This is a genomic window from Streptomyces sp. NPDC047028, assembly GCF_040644095.1.
GTDB lineage: Bacteria > Actinomycetota > Actinomycetes > Streptomycetales > Streptomycetaceae > Streptomyces.
The window spans coordinates 1-19,738 of record NZ_JBEYVS010000061.1; the positions used below are offsets into that span (position 1 = coordinate 1).

Annotated in this window: 15 protein-coding genes; 8 read left to right on the top strand and 7 right to left on the bottom strand. The window is 70.7% G+C overall.

The features are described 5' to 3' along the window. Positions 1-47: 47 nt before the first annotated feature. Positions 48-1,109, bottom strand: coding sequence for a chitinase (locus ABZ854_RS33710; protein WP_361218819.1), 1,062 nt, complete (start codon positions 1,107-1,109; stop codon positions 48-50). Positions 1,110-1,321: 212 nt separating this feature from the next. On the opposite strand from ABZ854_RS33710, the gene ABZ854_RS33715 reads away from it, so the two are divergent. From ABZ854_RS33715 to ABZ854_RS33730, 4 genes are all read left to right on the top strand, one after another. Then, complete coding sequence (locus tag ABZ854_RS33715; RefSeq protein WP_361218822.1) at positions 1,322-2,338, top strand: aldo/keto reductase; 1,017 nt, start codon at positions 1,322-1,324, stop codon at positions 2,336-2,338. A gap of 26 nt (positions 2,339-2,364) precedes the next feature. Next, positions 2,365-2,952 (top strand): TetR family transcriptional regulator, encoded by a 588-nt coding sequence (locus ABZ854_RS33720; RefSeq protein WP_361218825.1) that lies wholly within the window; start codon positions 2,365-2,367, stop codon positions 2,950-2,952. 1,084 nt (positions 2,953-4,036) lie between these two features. Then, a complete protein-coding gene (locus ABZ854_RS33725; protein WP_361218827.1) occupies positions 4,037-4,450 on the top strand; it encodes a contact-dependent growth inhibition system immunity protein in 414 nt (137 codons plus the stop codon). A gap of 98 nt (positions 4,451-4,548) precedes the next feature. After that, positions 4,549-4,764, top strand: coding sequence for an e9imm peptide (locus ABZ854_RS33730; protein ID WP_361218887.1), 216 nt, complete (start codon positions 4,549-4,551; stop codon positions 4,762-4,764). Between the two features lie 144 nt (positions 4,765-4,908). Here the strand turns inward: ABZ854_RS33730 and ABZ854_RS33735 are convergent, their stop codons facing one another. The 3 genes from ABZ854_RS33735 to ABZ854_RS33745 form a co-directional block, all read right to left on the bottom strand. After that, positions 4,909-6,087 (bottom strand): serine hydrolase domain-containing protein, encoded by a 1,179-nt coding sequence (locus ABZ854_RS33735; RefSeq protein WP_361218829.1) that lies wholly within the window; start codon positions 6,085-6,087, stop codon positions 4,909-4,911. A gap of 83 nt (positions 6,088-6,170) precedes the next feature. Beyond that, positions 6,171-6,392, bottom strand: coding sequence for a hypothetical protein (locus ABZ854_RS33740; protein WP_361218832.1), 222 nt, complete (start codon positions 6,390-6,392; stop codon positions 6,171-6,173). A gap of 97 nt (positions 6,393-6,489) precedes the next feature. Further along, positions 6,490-7,920, bottom strand: a complete 1,431-nt coding sequence (locus ABZ854_RS33745; RefSeq protein WP_361218835.1) for an MFS transporter — start codon at positions 7,918-7,920, stop codon at positions 6,490-6,492. A gap of 101 nt (positions 7,921-8,021) precedes the next feature. On the opposite strand from ABZ854_RS33745, the gene ABZ854_RS33750 reads away from it, so the two are divergent. After that, a complete protein-coding gene (locus ABZ854_RS33750; protein ID WP_361218838.1) occupies positions 8,022-8,960 on the top strand; it encodes a helix-turn-helix transcriptional regulator in 939 nt (312 codons plus the stop codon). A 17-nt stretch (positions 8,961-8,977) separates the two neighbouring features. Here ABZ854_RS33750 and ABZ854_RS33755 read toward each other — a convergent pair whose 3' ends face one another. Further along, on the bottom strand, positions 8,978-10,429 hold the full coding sequence (locus ABZ854_RS33755) for an MFS transporter (RefSeq protein WP_361218840.1): 1,452 nt from the start codon (positions 10,427-10,429) through the stop codon (positions 8,978-8,980). Positions 10,430-10,528: 99 nt separating this feature from the next. Then, positions 10,529-11,959 (bottom strand): MFS transporter, encoded by a 1,431-nt coding sequence (locus ABZ854_RS33760; protein ID WP_361218843.1) that lies wholly within the window; start codon positions 11,957-11,959, stop codon positions 10,529-10,531. 103 nt (positions 11,960-12,062) lie between these two features. Here ABZ854_RS33760 and ABZ854_RS33765 point away from each other — a divergent pair, with 103 nt between their 5' ends. Next, positions 12,063-12,947 (top strand): helix-turn-helix transcriptional regulator, encoded by an 885-nt coding sequence (locus ABZ854_RS33765; protein WP_361218846.1) that lies wholly within the window; start codon positions 12,063-12,065, stop codon positions 12,945-12,947. Positions 12,948-13,011: 64 nt separating this feature from the next. After that, complete coding sequence (gene dusB / locus ABZ854_RS33770) at positions 13,012-14,142, top strand: tRNA dihydrouridine synthase DusB (protein WP_361218849.1); 1,131 nt, start codon at positions 13,012-13,014, stop codon at positions 14,140-14,142. Between the two features lie 42 nt (positions 14,143-14,184). Here dusB and ABZ854_RS33775 read toward each other — a convergent pair whose 3' ends face one another. After that, positions 14,185-15,807: a sulfatase-like hydrolase/transferase gene (locus ABZ854_RS33775; protein WP_361218890.1), complete on the bottom strand. Its 1,623-nt coding sequence runs from the start codon at positions 15,805-15,807 to the stop codon at positions 14,185-14,187. Positions 15,808-16,913: 1,106 nt separating this feature from the next. Between ABZ854_RS33775 and ppdK the strand changes: the two genes are divergently transcribed. Then, complete coding sequence (ppdK, locus tag ABZ854_RS33780; protein WP_129309286.1) at positions 16,914-19,634, top strand: pyruvate, phosphate dikinase; 2,721 nt, start codon at positions 16,914-16,916, stop codon at positions 19,632-19,634. The last annotated feature ends 104 nt before the right edge of the window (positions 19,635-19,738 follow it).

Here is a 19,738-nt window from a genome sequence, read left to right on the forward strand (position 1 = left end):
CGCCGAGTCACTGACTCGGCGGCCGTCCGGCTCTCCTCGGGCTCCCGTCAACGGCCTTGCAGTGCCCTGACGTTGTCGCCGAAGGTCCAGTTCTTCGAGCCGTCCCAGTTGAGGGACCAGGTCATCAGGCCCTTGAGCGAGCCGCCGTAGTGCCGCCAGGCCTGGGAGACCAGGGACGGCGACATGTAGCCGCCGCCGGCGCCGGGCTGGGCGGGCAGTCCCGGGACCTGCTTGTCGTACGGCACGCGGATGGTGGTCCCCTGCACCACCAGCCCCTTGTCCAGGCAGTCGGTCTGCGCGGTGAAGCCCTGTACCGTGCCCGCCGAGTAGGAGTCGCCGGAACAGCCGTACATGCTGCCGTTGTAGTACTGCATGTTCAGCCACCACAGCCGGCCGTTGTCCGCGTACTTCTTGACGATCGGCAGGTACGCCCCCCAGATCGAGCCGTATGTGATGCTGCCGCCGGTGACGTACGCGGTCTCCGGGGCCATCGTCAGGCCGAAGTTGGACGGCATTCGACTCAGGATCCCGTCGATGATGCGGATCAGGTTGGCCTGGGACGTGGACAGCCGGCCGATGCTTCCGCTGTTGGTGAGGCCGGTCTCGATGTCGATGTCGATGCCGTCGAAGTTGTACTGCTTCAGGATCGGCACGATCGTGTCGACGAACCGGTCGGCCACGGCGCTGGAGTTGAGGTCGATGCCCGCCGCGGCCCCGCCGATGGACAGCAGGATCGTCTGCCCGGAGGCCTTCGCCGCGCACATCTCCGCCGAGGTCGGCACCTTCACCCCGCTGTCCATGCCGTCCTGCCACAGCGCGGTGCCGTCGGACAGGATGACCGGGAAGGCCGCGTCGAGCACGTTGTAGCCGTGCGCGGCGATGCGGGAGTCGGTGATCGGGGTCCAGCCGAAGGGCGGGTGGACGCCGTTGGCGGAGCCGTCCCAGTTCTCCCAGTAGCCCTGGAGGACCTTGCCGGCCGGGCGTGACTTCACCGCGCAGGTGTCGGAGGCGGCGGTCGCGGCAGGCGCCACGGCGAGGGAGAGGGCGAAGGGCGCGAGGCAGGTGGTGGCCAGCGCGGCGGCGAGCAGACGCAGTCTGCGGCGAATCATGCGGAGCCTCCCGGTGGGGGTGCGGTGAGGACGGGGCAAGGCGGGTGGGCCGGTCGGTGGGGAGAAGGTGTCGCATACATGACACTCCTCTGGTCCAGACCTCTAGTCAATAGGTCTGGACCAAGTCGAAGCCCGCCCCCTTCCGAGTGACAACTCACAAATGACGGATGACAGATATTGAAATCTGTCATCCGTCATGGCAGTCTGGACTCATGACCACGACGATGCGAACCCGATCCCTCGGAACCACCGGCCCCCAGGTTTCCGCCCTGGCCCTCGGCTGCATGGGCATGTCCGGGATGTACGGCGAGGCGGACCGCTCCGAGTCCGTCGCGACGATCCACGCCGCCCTGGAAGCGGGCGTGACCCTGCTCGACACCGGCGACTTCTACGGCATGGGGCACAACGAACTGCTGATCGCCGAGGCGCTGCGCACCGCCCCGTCGGCCCTCAGGGAGAACGCGCAGCTGAGTGTCAAGTTCGGCGCCCTGCGTGACCCGGCAGGAGGCTGGTCCGGCTTCGACGGCCGCCCGGCGGCGGTGAAGAACTTCGCGGCGTACTCGCTCCAGCGCCTGGGCGTCGACCACATCGACGTCTACCGCCCGTCCCGCCTCGATCCCGACGTGCCGATCGAGGAAACCGTCGGCGCCATCGCCGAACTGGTGGAGAAGGGGTACGTCCGCCACATCGGCCTGAGCGAACTGGGCGCCGACACCATCCGCCGGGCCGCCGCCACGGCCCCGATCGCCGACCTCCAGATCGAGTACGCGCTGATCTCGCGCGGCCCCGAGAAGGACATCCTGCCCACCACCCGCGAACTGGGCATAGCCGTCACCGCCTACGGTGTCCTCTCGCGCGGGCTGATCTCCGGCCACTTCACGGCCGACCGGCAGTTCGCGGCGACCGACTTCCGCGCCTACTCGCCCCGCTTCCAGGGCGACAACTACCGGCACAACCTCACGCTGGTCGAGTCCCTCCGCAAGGTCGCCGAGCAGAAGGGCGCGACGGTCGCCCAGACAGCGATCGCCTGGGTGCTCTCCCGCGGCGAGGACATCGTCCCCCTGGTCGGCGCCCGCACCCGCGAGCGGCTGACCGAGTCCCTGGGCGCCCTGGACGTCACCCTGGACGCGGAGGACCTGGCGGCGATCGAGAGCGCGGTCCCGGCGGAAGCGGCGGCCGGCTCCCGGTACGCCCCGGCGCAGATGGCGATGCTCGACAGCGAACGCTGAAGGCCACTCCAGGTACGGTCTAGGACATGGCACCGACCGAGACCCTGACCGCCGAGCGCATCCTCGAAGCCACCGAGGAGGTGCTGCGCCGGCACGGCCCGGCCAAGGCCACCGTGGTCGACGTGGCCCGCGCGCTCGGCGTCAGCCACGGCAGCGTCTACCGCCACTTCCGCACCAAGGCGGCACTGCGCGAAGCGGTGACCAAGAGGTGGCTGGATCGCACCTCGGAGCGGCTCGCCGGCTTCGTCACCGAGGACCGCGACCCGGAAACCCGCCTGCGCGACTGGCTGGCCGCCCTGTTCGAGGCCAAGCGGCACAAGGCGGGCTACGACCCGGAGCTCTTCGCCACCTACACCGTGCTGGCCGGCGAGAGCGGCGCCGCGGTCGCCGACCACGTCACCGACCTCACCGTCCAGCTGGCCCGGATCATCGCCACCGGCGCCGAGTCCGGCGACTTCGCCACCCCCGACCCCACCGCCTCGGCCCGAGCCGTCTTCCAGGCCACCGGCCGCTTCCACGACCCCTGCCACGCCCGCGAGTGGCAACACCCCGACATCGAAACCGAATTCGAGGCGGTCGTCGACCTCCTGGTCCGCGGCCTGCGCCCGCACTGATCCGCCTCCTCTTCGGCCCCAACTGCCGTTGACCAGGGCGACATTGTTCTTGCCGCTCAGGCATGTGAGCATGACAGGTCGTTCACCGAACGAAAGCCATCGAGCACAACGGGGCAAGTTCAGTCAGGGGGGAGGGTGCTGTGAACAGCGCTGGGCCGACGGGACCGGCCGACGGGACGGACCAGGGCGAGGCACACGCGCCCCAGTCGGCACTCGCAGACATCGCGGAGCGGACGGTTGTGCGGACAGGCACACCTCCCGCTGATCGACCGGATGCCGGACCGCCACGCACACAGGGACACCCCCGGAAAGGTCCCCCCACAGGATGTGCGATGAGCCGACCGCCCGACATCCGGCGGCAATTCGCCGAACCAAAGCCGCATCCACACACGCCCCGACAGGGACGGGAACCACCGATTTTCCGCGCAGCCACGCCGAGACGAAAGGCCGATCCGGGCCAACAACTGCCCAAAGGTCTTCGAGATCTGTCGGGGGAGGTACCGCCGGATCAGGAGCCCCAGAACGTTCGCCCTCCGTCGCTTTTCTGTACGCTCGATCAGCGAGGGGCCGTGCTCTTCCCGAAAGCGGGATACACCCTCATCGCGGGCACGGACGTATTCATGGCTGCGGCTGTTCGAGAAGGTATAGACGCGGTGCGCGCCCGATTCGCCCGCTACGCCCGCGCTGTCTCTGACCGGCACCCTGATTTGCCTCGGGTCGCGAGCGCCTACCCTCCAACGCGTCACGCATGGTCGCGCCCTACAGACGTCGTTCCCGGTAGTGGGGCAGCTCGACAGCTTGCTCTTCTCGAGGAGCTTTCAGACGGTGTCTGCGGTCCTTCCGGATTTGCGAATGGCTGGGGGGATGCCAGACGAACCTCTCAGAAGTACGGAGAACGGGTCCGAGGGGCACTCGCTGATCTCTTCGACCGGGTGTTCATGATTCTGGAGGACTATACGGTAGATCCGAGCCTGAGAGAACCAGGCGATCTGACCGATGCAGAACTCCGGTCCGCCGTCCTGGAGGCGTGTAAGGAATTACGTCTCAGTGCGTATCGATAGCGCGAATGGAGGCGCCTGCGCTGGTGGAACCTGTTGACCGAAATAGGTCGATCGAGAAGCTTGAGAACCGCCGATGGCCGGATCCGCCGGAGAACAGTACGGCCTTGGTTCGCAGCGTTCGTGAACTGCGGAGGCGTGCTATTGAAGAACTCTCGGTGGAGGATCTGGCCCGGTTGATCGGGCAGGATGTGGGCCTTCGTTGGCTCCTTCCTGTTGCGTTGGATTTCCTTCGCGAGACGGCGCCGCAGGAAGCGGCGGGTGGCTGGTATGACGACGACCTGCTCTCGGCGGTATTGACCAGGAGTGAATCCGTATGGAGGAGTGCACCGGAACTCGCCCGTCACCTGGATGAGACCCTGCGCATACTGACCGATCTCTCGGAGTACGTCGGCCGGGAAGTGGAAGGCTTCCGAGCAGCTCTGTCGGATGTGCTGTGAGAGCCTGCACCTGCATCGGATTCATCACCCCTGCTGACGCTGCCCACCACGGCTGCGGTTGCGGCGGGCCACGGTGGAAGGATTTGAGTCCAGTGGAGATGAGCCGTGCCGAGGCTGTTGCGCTTGTGCAGCGGATCATGGACGCCGATTACGCCTCGGACGAGGAGGCGGACCGCTGGCTCAGCAGTCTGGGCCGAGCCCTGGGGTGTCTGCCTGGTTACGTCAGCGATCTGATCTTCTGGCCGCCCGAGCGGGAACTGTCCGCCGATGAGGTGGTCGAGCAGGCCCTTGCGTATCGCTCCATCGCGCTCTGAAGAGGACCCAATGATCAACGGCGAGGCGCATGCGGTAAGGGGCGGCATAATCGCTGCGTTCGAGTCCGGGGTATGCGTCGGTGAATCGTCATGAGACCACTACCTCACCGACACCCGCGACGTTCCGTGCGTTGATCCCCGGCATCACGGCCGGGAAGGCCGACCAGTTGCTGTAGTGGGTGCCGTGCTGCGCCAGAAGTCCCTCATCAAGGGTGTCGGGGTCGGGTTGGTCATGGCGGCCTGGGTCAGGAGGATGGAGATCGTGCCCGTGCTGGGGGCCAGGTGGGCCGTGGTGCCTGTGCCGCCTACCCAGCCGTAGCGGCCCGGGGTGTTCCAGGGGTGGGTGGTGGTGATGTCGACCTGGGCGCCGTAGCCCCAGCCCTCGCCCTCCAGGAAGAGGTGGCCGATTCGGCGTTGGGCCGGCGTGAGGTGGTTGGTGGTCATGCGGCGGACCGCGCTGGTCGAGAGGAGTCGGCGGCCGTTCGTCTCGCCGCCGGACAGGAGCATGCGGGCGAACGCGAGGTAGTCGTCGGCCGTGGAGGCGAGGCCGCCGCCGCCCGAGGGGAAGGCGGGGACACGGCTCCAGTCGCCGTCGGGGGTGTCCATCACCTCCAGGGTGTGGTCGGGGGCCTGGCGGTAGGACGTGGTGAAGCGGTGGCGTGCGGCGGCCGGGACCTCGAACGCCGTGTCCGTCATGGCGAGGGGCTCGAAGACCCGCTCGGCCAGGAAGTCGGGGAGCGTGTGGCCCGACGCCCGGGCGATCAGGATGCCCTGGAGGTCGGAGGAGGTGCCGTAGAGCCAGGCCTCGCCCGGCTGGTACAGCAGGGGGACCTTCGCCAGGTCGGTCAGCCAGGTGTCCGGGGCCGGGTAGGCGTGCGGGAAGCGGCCGTCCTTCTGGACCTCGAACAGCGCCTGCACTGCCGGGAGGGAGAAGTCGGAGGGGAAGCCCCACCCCGTGCGGGAGGTGAGAAGGTCCTCGACCGTGATGGGGCGGTTCGCCGGCACCAGGTCGTCGAGGGGGCTGTCGGGGGTCAGGACCGCCATCGGCCCGGCCAGTTCCGGCAGCCACTTCTCCACCGGGTCCGTCAGCCCGACCCGCCCCTCGTCCACCAGCATCAGCACGGCCGCGGCCGTCACCGGCTTGGTGAGCGAGGCGATCCGGAAGATCGAGTCCCGGGCCATCGGGGTGGGGCCGCCGGCCGCGGTGTGGCCGACGGCCACCACCTCGACGTCCTCGCCGCGGGCGAGCAGGCCCACCGCGCCGGGCACGGTGCCCTCGTCGACGTAGCGGCGCAAAGTGTCGTACAGCAGTGTGGTGGTCATGGTCCTCGGTCCCTGGATCGGCTCCGTCGTCGTAGGTACGACTGGCGCCGTCCGGGAAACTCATCGGCCGGCCCTGGAGCGTCTCAGTGAGAGGCCTCCTGCGGCGCCGACGGGTCCACAGTCGCCTGGTGCGCCTCGGCCAGGTGCTCCTCCGCCTTCAGCCACGGCAGGAACTGCGCGCCCTGCCGCCAGCCGCAGGTGTCGCAGCTGATCGTGCGCTGCACGCCCGTGCGCCGTACCCGGACCACGTGCTCGCGCCCGTGCTGGTCCCAGCGGCTGACCTTGCTCGTCTGGTTCTGCGGCATGACCCCGCTCCTCCCTGCCTCCGGTGTTCCCGACGGCAAGGAGTGTGCAGCAAGACCAACATCAACAGGGGATGCCCGGAAGGGGAATGAGCGGCGGTCAGCCGACCGTGCGGGGCAGCCGCAGGCTCAGCAGGCCCGTCAGGACGACGCCTGCCAACTGCACGAACAGCGTGGTGAGCAGGGCGTCCCGCATGCCGAAGTGCGGGACCAGGGCGAGGAAGAGCGTGCCGAGCGTGGCCACGCCCAGCGCCAGCGCGGACTGCTGCGTGGTGACCATCACGCCGCTGCCGACCCCGGCCCGCGCGGCCGGCATCTCGGACATCACGATCCGCATGATGTTGGGGAGTTGGAGGGCCTGCCCGGCCCCGGCGACGGCCGTGCCCGGCAGCAGTGAGGCCACGTCCAGGTGGGGCCAGTCCCGCCACACCGCGAGCACGATCAGCAGTACGCCGACCGCCTGCACCGCGGCGCCGGCGGCAACGACTCGGGTGCCGTGGCGGGCGATCAGCCGCGGACCGGCGAGTGAGACGAACAGGAACACTACGGCCATCGGCGCGAGCGCCAGCCCTGCCGGCACCGGTCCTAGGCCCGCCCCCTGCTGCAGGGCCAGCGCGATGACGAACATGAACCCGCTGAACCCGATGGAGAACGGCAGCATCAGGACCAGCCCGCGCCGCAGCGAGGCCAGCCGGAACAGGCTGGGCGGCACCAGCGGGGTCCGGCCCAGCCGGTCCGCACGGCGCTCGACGGCGTAGAAGGCGGCGGCCGCGAACGGGAACGCGGCCAGCGACAGCCAGGTCCACAGCGGCCAGCCCGCCGCCCGGCCCTCGGTGAGCGGGGCGAGCAGCGTCAGCAGGGACGCGGCGAGCAACACGGTCCCGGGGCCGTCGACCGGCTCGGGGTGCTGCGAGCGGGTCTCGGGCACGAACCGCACGCCCATGACCAGCCCGAGCACCACCACCGGCACGTTGACGAGGAAGATCGCCCGCCAGCCGGTTCCGGCGAGGTCGGCGGCGACGAGGACGCCGCCCAGGATCTGCCCCGCCACCATGGCGAGGCCGGCGGTGGCGCCGTACAGGCTCATGGCCTTCGCCCGGCGCGCGCCGCTCGTGGCCGCCTGCACGGTGGCGAGGACCTGCGGGAGCATGGCCGCGGCGGACGCGCCCTGCGCGACCCGCGCCGCGACGAGGGTCCAGGCGCCCGGTGCCAGGCCGCAGGCCAGCGAGGTCAGCCCGAAGGCGGCCATCCCGCCGAGGAACAGCCGCCGTCGGCCGAACAGGTCGCCGAGCCGGCCGCCGAGGACGAGCAGGACGGCGTAGGCGACGCCGTAGCCGGCTACGACGAGTTCCAGTACGGCCTCGCCCGCGGCGAGATCGGCGCCGATGGTCGGCAGGGCGACGTTGACGATGAAGAAGTCGACCAGCGGCAGGGCCGCGGCCAGCAGAACGGTGAACAGCCCCGGGCCGCCCAGCGTGGGCGAGGCCGCCTCATGGGCACGGACGGCCGGGGTACTGACGGTGTCGGTCATGTCCCCGAGCCTGCGACCGGGCGCAGGGTGGTACCAGAGTGTCCTTGTCCTGGTACAAGAAGTACCTGGCAACAGGATCGGGCGCGGGGCACCCTGGAACCATGACGAGCCTGACGACCGTGACGACCACGACCCCCGCCGCGGGGACGGCTGCGGCTCCGTCGACGCCTACGGCTCCGCCCGCCACCGGCGTCCCCGCGGCGGGCGGTGCGGAGATCCGGCGGCACGAGCTGGCCGCGTTCCTGCGCAGCCGGCGGGAGCGGATCACCCCCGAGCAGGTGGGGCTGCCGCGCGGCCGGCGCCGGCGTACGCCGGGGCTGCGGCGGGAGGAGGTCGCCCAGCTCTCCGCGGTCGGTGTCACCTGGTACACGTGGCTCGAACAGGCCCGCAACATCCAGGTCTCCGTGCAGGTCCTGGACGCCCTGGCGCGCACGCTGATGCTGGACGCCAGCGAGCGCGCCCACCTGTTCCAGCTGGCCGGTGCCACGGACCCGACCCCGGCCGCGAACTGCGCGGGCATCACCCCGGCGCTGACCGAGATCCTGCGCCGCCTGGAGCCGGTCCCGGCCTGCATCCAGAACAGTCGGTACGACATCCTCGCCTACAACCGCACCTACGGCCGCCTCCTCGGCGACCTCGACGCGATCCCGCCCGAGGACCGCAACTGCATGGTCCTCGTCTACACCAACCGCGACTGGCAGGCGTCGATCGTGCACCTGGAGGACAGCCAGCGCCTGATGGCCGCCCGGCTGCGCGCCTCCCTCGCCGGCCACCTCGGCGAGCCCGCCTGGAAGATGCTCGTCAAACGCCTGGAGACGGAGTCCCCGGAGTTCCGCGAGAACTGGGAGCGCTACGAGGTCGTCGGCAACCGCACCAAGACCAAGGAGTTCCTCAACCCGTACGTCGGCCACCTCACCGTGGAGCACACGGACCTGTGGCTGAGCCCGGAGACGGGCGCCCGCCTCGTCACCTACACCCCGAAGAACGAGGAGACCCGCGCGCGCCTGGAGCGGCTCCAGGAACTGGCCGAGCGCGGCTGAGCCCGGCGGCGAAGCCGTCAGGCCCGGCCCGACGCCCCCACCGTCTGCCGTACCTCCGGTGACTCCAGCCGTTCCGCCGTGCGCTCGGCCGTGCGGTGGGCCCACCGGCCGCTGGTGACGGCGCCCAGGACGAGGACCGCGAAGCCGCAGGCGGCGATGATCCACCAGCCGGGGCGCGCCGCCGAGACGAAGGCGTGCCGGTACGAGGACGAGCCGATGCCCGAGGCCAGGATGGCGCCGACCACCGCGACGCCCAGCGTCTGGCCGAGCTGCCTGCTCGTGGAGGCGACGGCCGCCGCGACTCCCGCCTGGGCCCTCGGCATGCCCGATACCGCCGTGTTGGTGATCGGCGCGTTCACGAAGCCGAAGCCGATGCCGAACAGGACGTAGCCGAGGAGCAGGGTGGCGTTGGAGGTCTCCGCCTCGAACGCGCCGAACAGCACCCCGCTGACGGTGATCGCGGCGCCCGCCACCAGCAACGGCACGCGTGGTCCCCGGCTGCCGACGAGTCGGCCGGAGAGCGGCGCGCACAGGAACGTCGGCGCGGCCATCGGGAGCATCCACAGGCCGGCGTGCAGGGCGTCCAGGCCGCGCACGTTCTGCAGGTACAGGGTCGACAGGAACAGGAATCCGCCCAGTGCGGAGAACGCGCTGATCGCGATCACGGTCGCCCCGCTGAACGGCGCGGAGTGGAAGAAGCGCAGGTCGATGAGGGGTTCGTCGCGCCGCGGCTCGTACCAGAGCAGGCCGATCAGGGCCACGAGGGCGATCGCGCCGAACGGGGCGACCGCGCCGAGGCCGGAGTCCGGCGCCTGGATGATCGCGTACGTCAGCGATCCGAACAGGGCGATCACCAGCAGTTGCCCGACGGGGTCGGCGCGGCGGGGCTTGGGGGCGCGGGACTCGGGGATGAAGCGCAGGGTGAGCAGGAGCGCGGCGACGCCGATGGGGATGTTGAGCCAGAAGATGGAGCGCCAGCCCACCGACTCCACGAGCAGTCCGCCGACCAGGGGGCCGGCCGCCATGGATATGCCGACGACCGCGCCCCACACCCCGATGGCGCGGGCGCGCTCGCGGGAGTCGGTGAAGGTGTTGGTGATGATCGACATGGCGACCGGGTTGAGCATGGAACCGCCGACCGCCTGCACCATGCGGAAGACGATGAGGAGTTCCAGGTTCGGCGCGAGCGAGCAGAGCAGCGAGCCGGCGGAGAAGATGACGAGGCCCGCCATGAAGACGCGCTTGCGGCCGATCCGGTCGGCGGTCGAACCGGAGAGCATCAGCAGGGAGGCGAGGACGAGCAGGTAGGCGTCGATCGTCCACTGCAGACCGGAGGTGCTGGCGTGGAACTCCCGCTGCAGCGAGGGCAGGGCGACGTTCAGGACGGTGTTGTCGAGGCTCACGATGAGCAGGCTCATGCAGCAGATCGCGAGCACGAGCAGCCGACGGCGGTGACTCAACTCGGGCATGCGGTTCATCGTACGCCGATTTCAATAGTGCGTCTAACTAATGACCGATGCACGCGTCATGACCTGGTCCGTAGGCCATGGCGCCCGCTCCGGGCCCGCTCACCCGGGTACCAGGGACAGCCTCAGCCCAAGCACCCCGAGTCCCACCAGTCCCGCCGCCTGCGCTGCCAGCACCACCGCCAGCGCGTCCCGCATGCCGAGTCCCGGCACCAGCGCCAGGAACAGCGAACCCAGCAGCGCCACCCCGACCGCCAGGCCGGACTGCTGCAGGGTGGCCGCGAGCCCACTGCCCGCCCCCGCCAGCCGCGCCGGGACCGCGGCCAGCAGGAACCGGAAGTACAGCGGCAACTCCAGCCCCTGCGCCACCCCGCACAGGACCAGCCCCGGCGCCAGCACGAGCGGACTCAGCCGCGGCCAGGGGCCGAACAGCGCGGTCGCCGTCACCGTCGACAGGCCGGCGATGTGCACCAGCGCCGCCAGCGTCACCGACCGCCCGCCCAGCCGCCGTACCGCACGCGGCGCCAGCAGCGACGCGCCGAACTGCGCCACCCCCATCGGCACCAGCGTCAGCCCCGCCCGCAGCGCGCCGTAGCCGAGACCCTGTTGCAGCGTGATCGCGCTGACGAACATCCAGCCCGCGAAGCCCACGAACACCGGCAGACCCAGCAGCAGACCGCGGCGGACCTCCCGAGAGGCCAGCAGCGAGGGCGGCAGCAGCGGGCTGCCCCCGGACCGCTCGCCCCGCCGCTCCACGACGGCGAAGGCCGCCGCCGGCAGCGGCGCAGCGCACAGCAGCAGCACCGACCACAGCGGCCACCCGGCCGCCCTGCCCTCGGTCAGCGGCAGCAGTACGGCGGTCAGCGCGGCCGCCAGCAGGGCCGTACCGGCGAGGTCGGCGCGCGCCGGCCGCTCGGCCCTGCTGTCCGGCACCGACCGCAGCGCGCAGGCGAGGGCGGCCACCACGACCGGTACGTTCACGAGGAACACCGCACGCCAGCCGGTGCCCGCAGGGTCGGCCGCGACCAGCACCCCGCCCAGCACCTGCCCGAGGACCACCGACACCCCGCCGACCGAGCCGTACAGGGCGATCGCGCGGGACCGCCGCGCCCCGCTCGTGGTGGCGTGCAGGGTGGCCAGCACCTGCGGCAGCAGCACCGCCGACGCGGCGCCCTGCGCCACCCGCGCGCCCACCAGCCACCAGGCGCCGGGTGCCAGCCCGCAGGCCAGCGAGGTCAGCCCGAAACCGGCGACCCCCCACAGGAAGAGCCGGCGGCGGCCGTAGGTGTCGCCGAGCCGCCCACCGAGGACGAGGAGGACGGCGTACGCCACCGCGTACCCGGACACCACCATCTCCAGGGTCGCCGAGGAGGCGTCCAGGTCGTGCCGGATCGTCGGCAGGGCCACGTTGACGACGAAGAAGTCGACCATGGGGAGCGCGGCCCCGAGCAGGAGGGTGAGCAGCCCGAACGGGCTGAGGGGTGCGGTGGCGGGGGAGCCGTCCGTCGGCAGGGGGGTTCTCGTCGTCGTCACGGCACCGAGCCTCGCGGCGCCCCCAGCCCGGTACCAGCCGCTGCTCATCCGGGTACCGGCACCAACTGGAACCGCCGCGCCCGCGGACGGCACCCTGGAGGCCATGACCACCGCAGCCGCAGTCGCGAGTCCCACGATGCCGGAGCCACCGCGGGAGGCGTCGGTACGGCGGCGTGAACTCGCCGCGTTCCTGCGCAGCCGCCGCGAGCGGGTCACCCCCGAGCAGGTAGGCCTGGTGCGCGGGCCCCGCCGGCGTACGCCCGGTCTGCGCCGGGAGGAGGTGGCGCACCTCGCCGCGGTCGGGGTCACCTGGTACACGTGGATCGAGCAGGGGCGGGCCACCCACGTCTCCGCGCAGGTACTGGACGCGGTCGCCCGGGCGCTGCTGCTGGACCCCACCGAGCGCGCCCACCTCTTCACCCTCGCCGGCACCACCGACCCGAACGCCGGGGCCGAGTGCACGGGCGCCCCGGCCTCGGCGCTCAGGATCGTCGAACGGCTCGCCCCCTACCCGGCGTCCCTGCAGAACGCCCGCTACGACGTCCTCGCCGCCAACCGCCCCTTCGCCCAGCTGTTCGGCGACCCCGCCGAGCTGCCCCCCGACGACCGCAACTGCCTGTGGCTGCTGGCCACCAGCGAGCGCTGGAAGCGGGACTTCCTGGACCGGGACGAGATGCTGCGCGACATGATCGCCAAGTACCGGGCGGGGATGGCCGAGCACGTCGCCGACCCGCTCTGGCAGCGGCGGCTCGACCGGCTGATGCGGGTCTCGGCCGAGTTCCGGGAACTGTGGGAGCGGCACGAGGTGGCGCCGATGTCGCCGCACGTCAAGCGGTACCGGCACCCTGTCGTCGGTCTCGTCCGGCTGGAGCACCGCAACCTGTGGCTGGCCCCGCAGGCCCCGGCCCGGCGGATCGTCGCCTACGTCCCCGCCGACGAGGACAGCGAGGAGCGGCTGGAGCGGCTGGCCGGGCTGCCGGGGGAGTGAGGGACAATGGGTACTTCCCGTGTCCGATCCCGTACGTCCGTACGTCCGTATCCGGAGCCGTCTGATGACCCACCCGCTCTCCATCGGCCCGCACGCCGTGGCGCCGCCCGTCGTGCTCGCACCCATGGCGGGGATCACCAACGCGCCCTTCCGGACGCTGTGCCGTGAGTTCAGCGGCGGCAAGGGCCTGTTCGTCAGCGAGATGATCACGACCCGGGCGCTGGTCGAGCGCAACGACAAGACCATGCAGCTGATCAGGTTCGACGCGAGCGAGAAGCCGCGCTCGATCCAGCTGTACGGCGTCGACCCGGCCACCGTCGGCAAGGCCGTCCGCATGATCGCGGAGGAGGACCTCGCCGACCACATCGACCTGAACTTCGGCTGCCCCGTACCCAAGGTGACCCGCAAGGGCGGCGGATCGGCGCTGCCGTACAAGCGGCACCTGCTGCGGGCGATCCTGCGCGAGGCGGTCTCCGGGGCCGGTGACCTGCCGGTCACCATGAAGATGCGCAAGGGCATCGACGACGACCACATCACCTACCTGGACGCCGGGCGCATCGCCGTCGAGGAGGGCGTCACCGCCATCGCGCTGCACGGCCGTACGGCCGCCCAGCACTACGGCGGCACCGCCGACTGGGAGGCCATCGCCCGGCTCCGCGAGCACGTCCCGGAGATCCCGGTCCTCGGCAACGGGGACATCTGGTCGGCGGAGGACGCGCTGCGCATGGTCCGGGAGACCGGGGTCGACGGCGTGGTCGTGGGCCGGGGGTGCCTGGGGCGGCCGTGGCTGTTCGCCGATCTGGTGGCGGCGTTCGAGGGGCGTACGGAGTTCACCCGGCCGACGCTTGCCGAGGTGGCCGGTGTCATGGTCCGGCACGCCACGCTGCTGGGGGAGTGGCTCGGGGACGAGTCCAAGGGGGTCGTGGACTTCCGCAAGCATGTCGCCTGGTACCTGAAGGGGTTCGCGGTCGGCTCCGAGATGCGCAAGAGGCTGGCCGTCGCGTCGTCACTGGCGGACTTGCGGGGCGGGCTGGACGAGCTGGACCTTGAGCAGGGGTGGCCGTCGGGCGCGGACGGGCCCCGGGGCCGTACGTCCGGCAACAACAGGGTGGTGCTGCCGGACGGGTGGCTGCGGGACCCGTACGAGACGGTGGGGGTCAGCGAGGAAGCGGAGCTGGACACCTCGGGCGGCTGAACCGGCTCGGTTCGCCGAGAGGCTCGGCCGCCCGGGCGGTGGTCAGTTCGTCTTGGGGTGGGGGGTCGAGCCGTAGGCCGTCAGGAAGCGGTCCCGGAAGGCGCTCATCTTCCAGACGGGGGCGTTGTGCGCCGGGCGCAGGCCGTCCGTCCAGCCCCAGTCGGCGATCTTGTCCAGCACCTTCGGGTCCTTCGCGACGATCGAGATCGGCACGTCACGGCTGGCGTGGTTGCCGCTGACCCGCGCCATGGGCTGGTGGTCGCCGAGGAAGACCAGGACGGTGTTGTCCTTGCCGTACCGCTCCAGCCACTCGGTGAGCGCGGTCACCGAGTACTGGATCGACTTGCCGTACTCCTGGCGGGACTTGGTGGTGTCGGCGATCACGTCGGCCGCCTTGTTGCCCGCCGCCTCGATGCCCTTGAAGATCGAGCCGTCGCCCAGTTGGTCCCAGCCGACCATCTTCGGGATCGGCCCCCACGGCTGGTGGCTCGACGTCAGGATGACGAACGACATCAGATCCTTGCCGTCGGCCCGCTTCTTCCCGTGCACCCGGTCCTGGAACTGCTGCAACGTGTACTGGTCCGGCATCGTCGACCAGCTGAACTTCGGCCCCTTGTAGCCGAGCTGGAAGGCGTTGTAGACCCTGTCCAGGCCGTAGTACTTCTGCTCCGGCCAGCCCTTCTGCACACCCGGCATCACGCCGACGGTGTCGTACTCACCGGTCTTCTTGAACGCCTCGGTCAGGCTGAGGTGGTCGCTGGCCATGACCGTGCGGTAGCGCTGCTGATTGCTGATCCACAGGCCCGTCATGGTGGTGGAGTGGCCGAGCCAGCTGTTGCCGCCGTACGTCGCTGAGGTCAGCCAGCCGCTCTTGGCGTGGAAACCGGCCTTGGCGATCGCCTTGGTCCGCGCGTCGAGCGTCTTGTCGACGCCGGGCGCCTCGATCGGGTCCTCGATCGCACTGCGGCCGTAGCTCTCGATGAACGTGAAGATCATGTCCTTGCCGCGCAGGCCGGGCACGAGCTGGCTGGGCGGGGTGTTGCCGAAGGCGTCGACCTTGGCCACCTTCCGGAACTCCGCCTCGTCCCGCAGGGTGTCGGACACCTGGTGCGCCTGCGCCTTGACCGCGGTCGCGGTGCGGTCCGACGCGATCGGCACGCCCGCGATCTGGAGGCCGAGGGAGGAGCAGGTGATCCAGACGACCCCGGCGACGAGGGTGCCCCGCGTGGCCAGACCGGTGTTCCGGACGAGCACATTGCTCAGCCTGACCATGGAGAGGGCCAGCAGCACGAACAACAGCAGCACGAGGACGATCAGGCCGGCCGTGGCGAGCAGGGTGGTCGTCCGGCCGAGCGAGTCCTCCAGATACGACTGCGCGTCGCCGAGCAGACTCCAGTCCAGGACGGGGTTGAAGCTCCGGCCCAGGTACTGCTTGAAGCCCATGTCGAGCACGTTCAGCACGGTCAGCGCGGCCAGCGCCACCCCGGAGACGGCGGCCAGCACGACCCTCGGCCGCCTGGGCAGCGCCAGCATCAGCGCCGCCCCGATGATCGCCTCGGCCGGAATCCGCGTGAACTGGGCGAGCCGGAGCCCGACCACCGAGTTCGGCAGCACCAGCGCCGCGACGACCAGGGCCAGCGCCAGCACGGTGACACCGAGGGACACCGCCTGAGCGGCCGCCGGGTGCGCCTCCCGCCACCGCCGTCCTCGCGCCGCCACGGCTGCCCAGGGGCGAGGGATGGGCCGGAGCGGACGGGGTGTGGCTGTGGGGGTGGGGGTGGCGGGGGTGGGCGCCGGGGCGCCGTCGCCTTCACCGGCCTCTGCGAGGCCGCCGTCGGCGCCGGGTTCGCCGGCTCCGGACGGTTCGGAGGGGCTGCGGGTTTCGGTGGTACTGGCAGGCGCCGGGCCGTCGGTGGGTTCCGTGGTGCCGGCAGGCGCGGGACCGTCGGCGGGTTCGGCGGGTTCGGCGGGTTCGGCGGGTTCGGCGGGTTCGGCGGAGCCGGTGGGCTCTGCCGGTTCCGCGGAGGCCGTGGCCTCCCCGGCCTCCCCTGGCTCCGGCCCCCCGGCGGCTTTGGCCGGCGCGCTTTCGCCGGTGTGGACGTCCTCGGCCTCCCCGGGCGTGCCCGGTGGCCGGCGCGTGGTCGTGTGGTGAGGCAACCCGGAGGTCCTTCCGTGCGAGGCCCGTGTGGAAACGGGGGCTGAGCTGGGGCGGAACCCGGCTCGTCAGGCCCGCCGTGGTGTCGTACGGCTCCGCCGGCCGCGCTGTTCACGCCTCCTCGGCAAACACCCGGCAAACGCCTCGCCAAGACGCCGCCACACCTGGCCGCCTCGCCCGTCGCGAGGCTGACCCGGAGACGGTCCGGAGAACGTCCGCCGTCAGTCCAGCAGCCGTCCGCATGGTGAAATCCCGACCCTTGTGGCAGCGTGATTCTCGCCACCCTTGATAAGGGCTGCGCTCAGATGAGCGGATCTTGAGCGACTGCACTTCTCCAAGGGGTGGCACCGAGTGCCACCCCTTGATCGTTCATCGATCGAAAACAGATGGGCGGAGTCACTGCTCATCTGAGCGAGAAACCCCCTCTTTGAGGGGTCTTGTGTTCAAGAAGTGAAAACATGCGACTGCTGCCGCTTGCCAAGCTTTGACTTTCGATCCACTGGCGGACGGGTGGTTACACGCGCATGACGCGCAAGTGGACGTACCCATGCACCTTCGATCTGGGTATGTTCCTCGCCGTCAGGGCAGCCACCGCGGCCTCAAGGAGTCGAGACCCGTGTCGGAAAACAAAGATCCCCACGTAGCGAAGTTCGTTTACGACTTCACCGAGGGCAACAAGGACCTCAAGGACCTTCTCGGCGGCAAGGGCGCCAACCTCGCCGAGATGACCAACCTCGGTCTGCCGGTCCCTCCGGGCTTCACGATCACCACCGAGGCCTGCAAGGTCTACCTGGAGAGCGGCGACGAGCCCGCGGCACTGCGTGACGAGGTGAGTGCGCACCTCGACGCCCTCGAGCAGACGATGGGCAAGAAGCTCGGCCAGGCCGACGACCCGCTGCTCGTGTCTGTCCGTTCCGGCGCCAAGTTCTCCATGCCCGGCATGATGGACACCGTCCTGAACATCGGCCTCTCCGACAAGTCGGTGCAGGGCCTGGCCAAGCAGGCCGGCGACGACCGCTTCGCGTGGGACTCCTACCGCCGCCTCATCCAGATGTTCGGCAAGACCGTGCTCGGCGTCGACGGCGACCTCTTCGAGGAGGCCCTGGACGCGGCCAAGTCGGCCAAGAAGGTCACCGTCGACACGGACCTCGAAGCGGCCGACCTGAAGAAGCTGGTCACCAAGTTCAAGAAGATCGTCAAGGCCGAGGCCGGCCGCGACTTCCCGCAGGACCCGCGCGAGCAGATGGACCTCGCCATCAAGGCGGTCTTCGACTCCTGGAACGGCGACCGCGCCAAGCTGTACCGCCGCCAGGAGCGCATCCCGCACGACCTGGGCACCGCCGTCAACGTGTGCTCGATGGTCTTCGGCAACCTCGGCCCCGACTCCGGCACCGGTGTCGCGTTCACGCGTGACCCCGCCAGCGGGCACCAGGGCGTCTACGGCGACTACCTGCAGAACGCCCAGGGCGAGGACGTCGTCGCGGGTATCCGCAACACCGTCCCGCTCGCGGAGCTGGAGCAGATCGACAAGAAGTCGTACGACCAGCTCATGCAGATCATGGAGACCCTGGAGAACCACTACAAGGATCTCTGCGACATCGAGTTCACCATCGAGCGCGGCCAGCTGTGGATGCTCCAGACCCGCGTCGGCAAGCGCACCGCCGGTGCCGCCTTCCGCATCGCGACCCAGCTGGTGGACCAGGGCCTGATCGACGAGACCGAGGCGCTGCAGCGCGTCAACGGCGCCCAGCTCGCCCAGCTGATGTTCCCGCGCTTCGACGACGACGCGAAGGTCGAGCAGGTCGGCCGGGGCATCGCGGCCTCGCCGGGCGCGGCGGTCGGCAAGGCGGTCTTCGACTCGTACACCGCCGTGAAGTGGTCCCGCTCGGGCGAGAAGGTCATCCTGGTCCGCCGGGAGACCAACCCCGACGACCTGGACGGCATGATCGCCGCCGAGGGCATCCTGACCTCGCGCGGCGGCAAGACCTCCCACGCGGCCGTCGTCGCCCGCGGCATGGGCAAGACCTGTGTCTGCGGCGCCGAGGAACTGGAGGTCGACACCAAGCGCCGCCGGATGACCGTCCCCGGCGGGCACGTGGTGGAGGAAGGCGACGTCATCTCCATCGACGGCTCCTCCGGCAAGGTGTACCTCGGTGAGGTGCCCGTCGTGCCGTCCCCCGTGGTCGAGTACTTCGAGGGCCGGATGCACCCGGGCGCCGACGACGCCGACGAACTGGTCGAGGCCGTGCACCGCATGATGGCCTTCGCGGACCGCAAGCGCCGGCTGCGGGTGCGCGCCAACGCCGACAACGCCGAGGACGCGCTGCGCGCCCGCCGCTTCGGCGCCCAGGGCATCGGCCTGTGCCGCACCGAGCACATGTTCCTCGGTGACCGCCGCGAGCTGGTGGAACGGCTGATCCTGGCCGACACGGAGGCCGAGCGCGAGGAGTCCCTCAAGGCGCTGCTGCCGCTGCAGAAGCAGGACTTCGTCCAGCTCTTCGAGTCGATGGACGGACTGCCCGTCACCGTCCGCCTGCTGGACCCGCCGCTGCACGAGTTCCTGCCCGACATCACGGAGCTCTCGGTCCGCGTGGCCCTCGCCGAGTCCCGTCAGGAGCCGCACGAGAACGAGCTGCGGCTGCTGCAGGCCGTGCACCGGCTGCACGAGCAGAACCCGATGCTGGGTCTGCGCGGTGTCCGCCTCGGCCTCGCCATCCCCGGCCTGTTCACCATGCAGGTCCGCGCGATCGCCGAAGCGGCGGCCGAGCGCAAGAACGCCAAGGGCGACCCGCGCGCCGAGATCATGATCCCGCTCGTCGGCACCGTCCAGGAGCTGGAGATCGTCCGCGAGGAGGCCGACCAGGTCATCGCGGAGGTCGAGGCCGCCACGGGTACGAAGCTGAAGCTGGCGATCGGCACGATGATCGAGCTGCCGCGCGCCGCCCTCACCGCCGGCCAGATCGCGGAGGCCGCGGAGTTCTTCTCCTTCGGCACCAACGACCTGACCCAGACGGTCTGGGGCTTCAGCCGCGACGACGTCGAGGCGAGCTTCTTCACCGCCTACCTGGAGAAGGGCATCTTCGGCGTCAGCCCGTTCGAGACGATCGACAAGGACGGCGTCGGCTCGCTGGTCGCCGCCGCCGCGAAGGCCGGCCGCGCCACCCGCCCCGACCTCAAGCTCGGTGTCTGCGGCGAGCACGGCGGCGACCCGGAGTCCGTCCACTTCTTCCACGAGGTCGGCCTGGACTACGTCTCCTGCTCCCCGTTCCGCATCCCGGTGGCCCGCCTGGAGGCAGGCCGGGCGGCCACCCAGTCCGAGGGCAGCGACCACCGCTGACCCCCGGCCGGGCCCGGCTACCCACGCCGGGGCCCCACTGACCCCGGAGCCGCCGTCGGTCCCCGACCCTCAGACCGATCGGCGGCGGCTCCGGCGCCACGAGA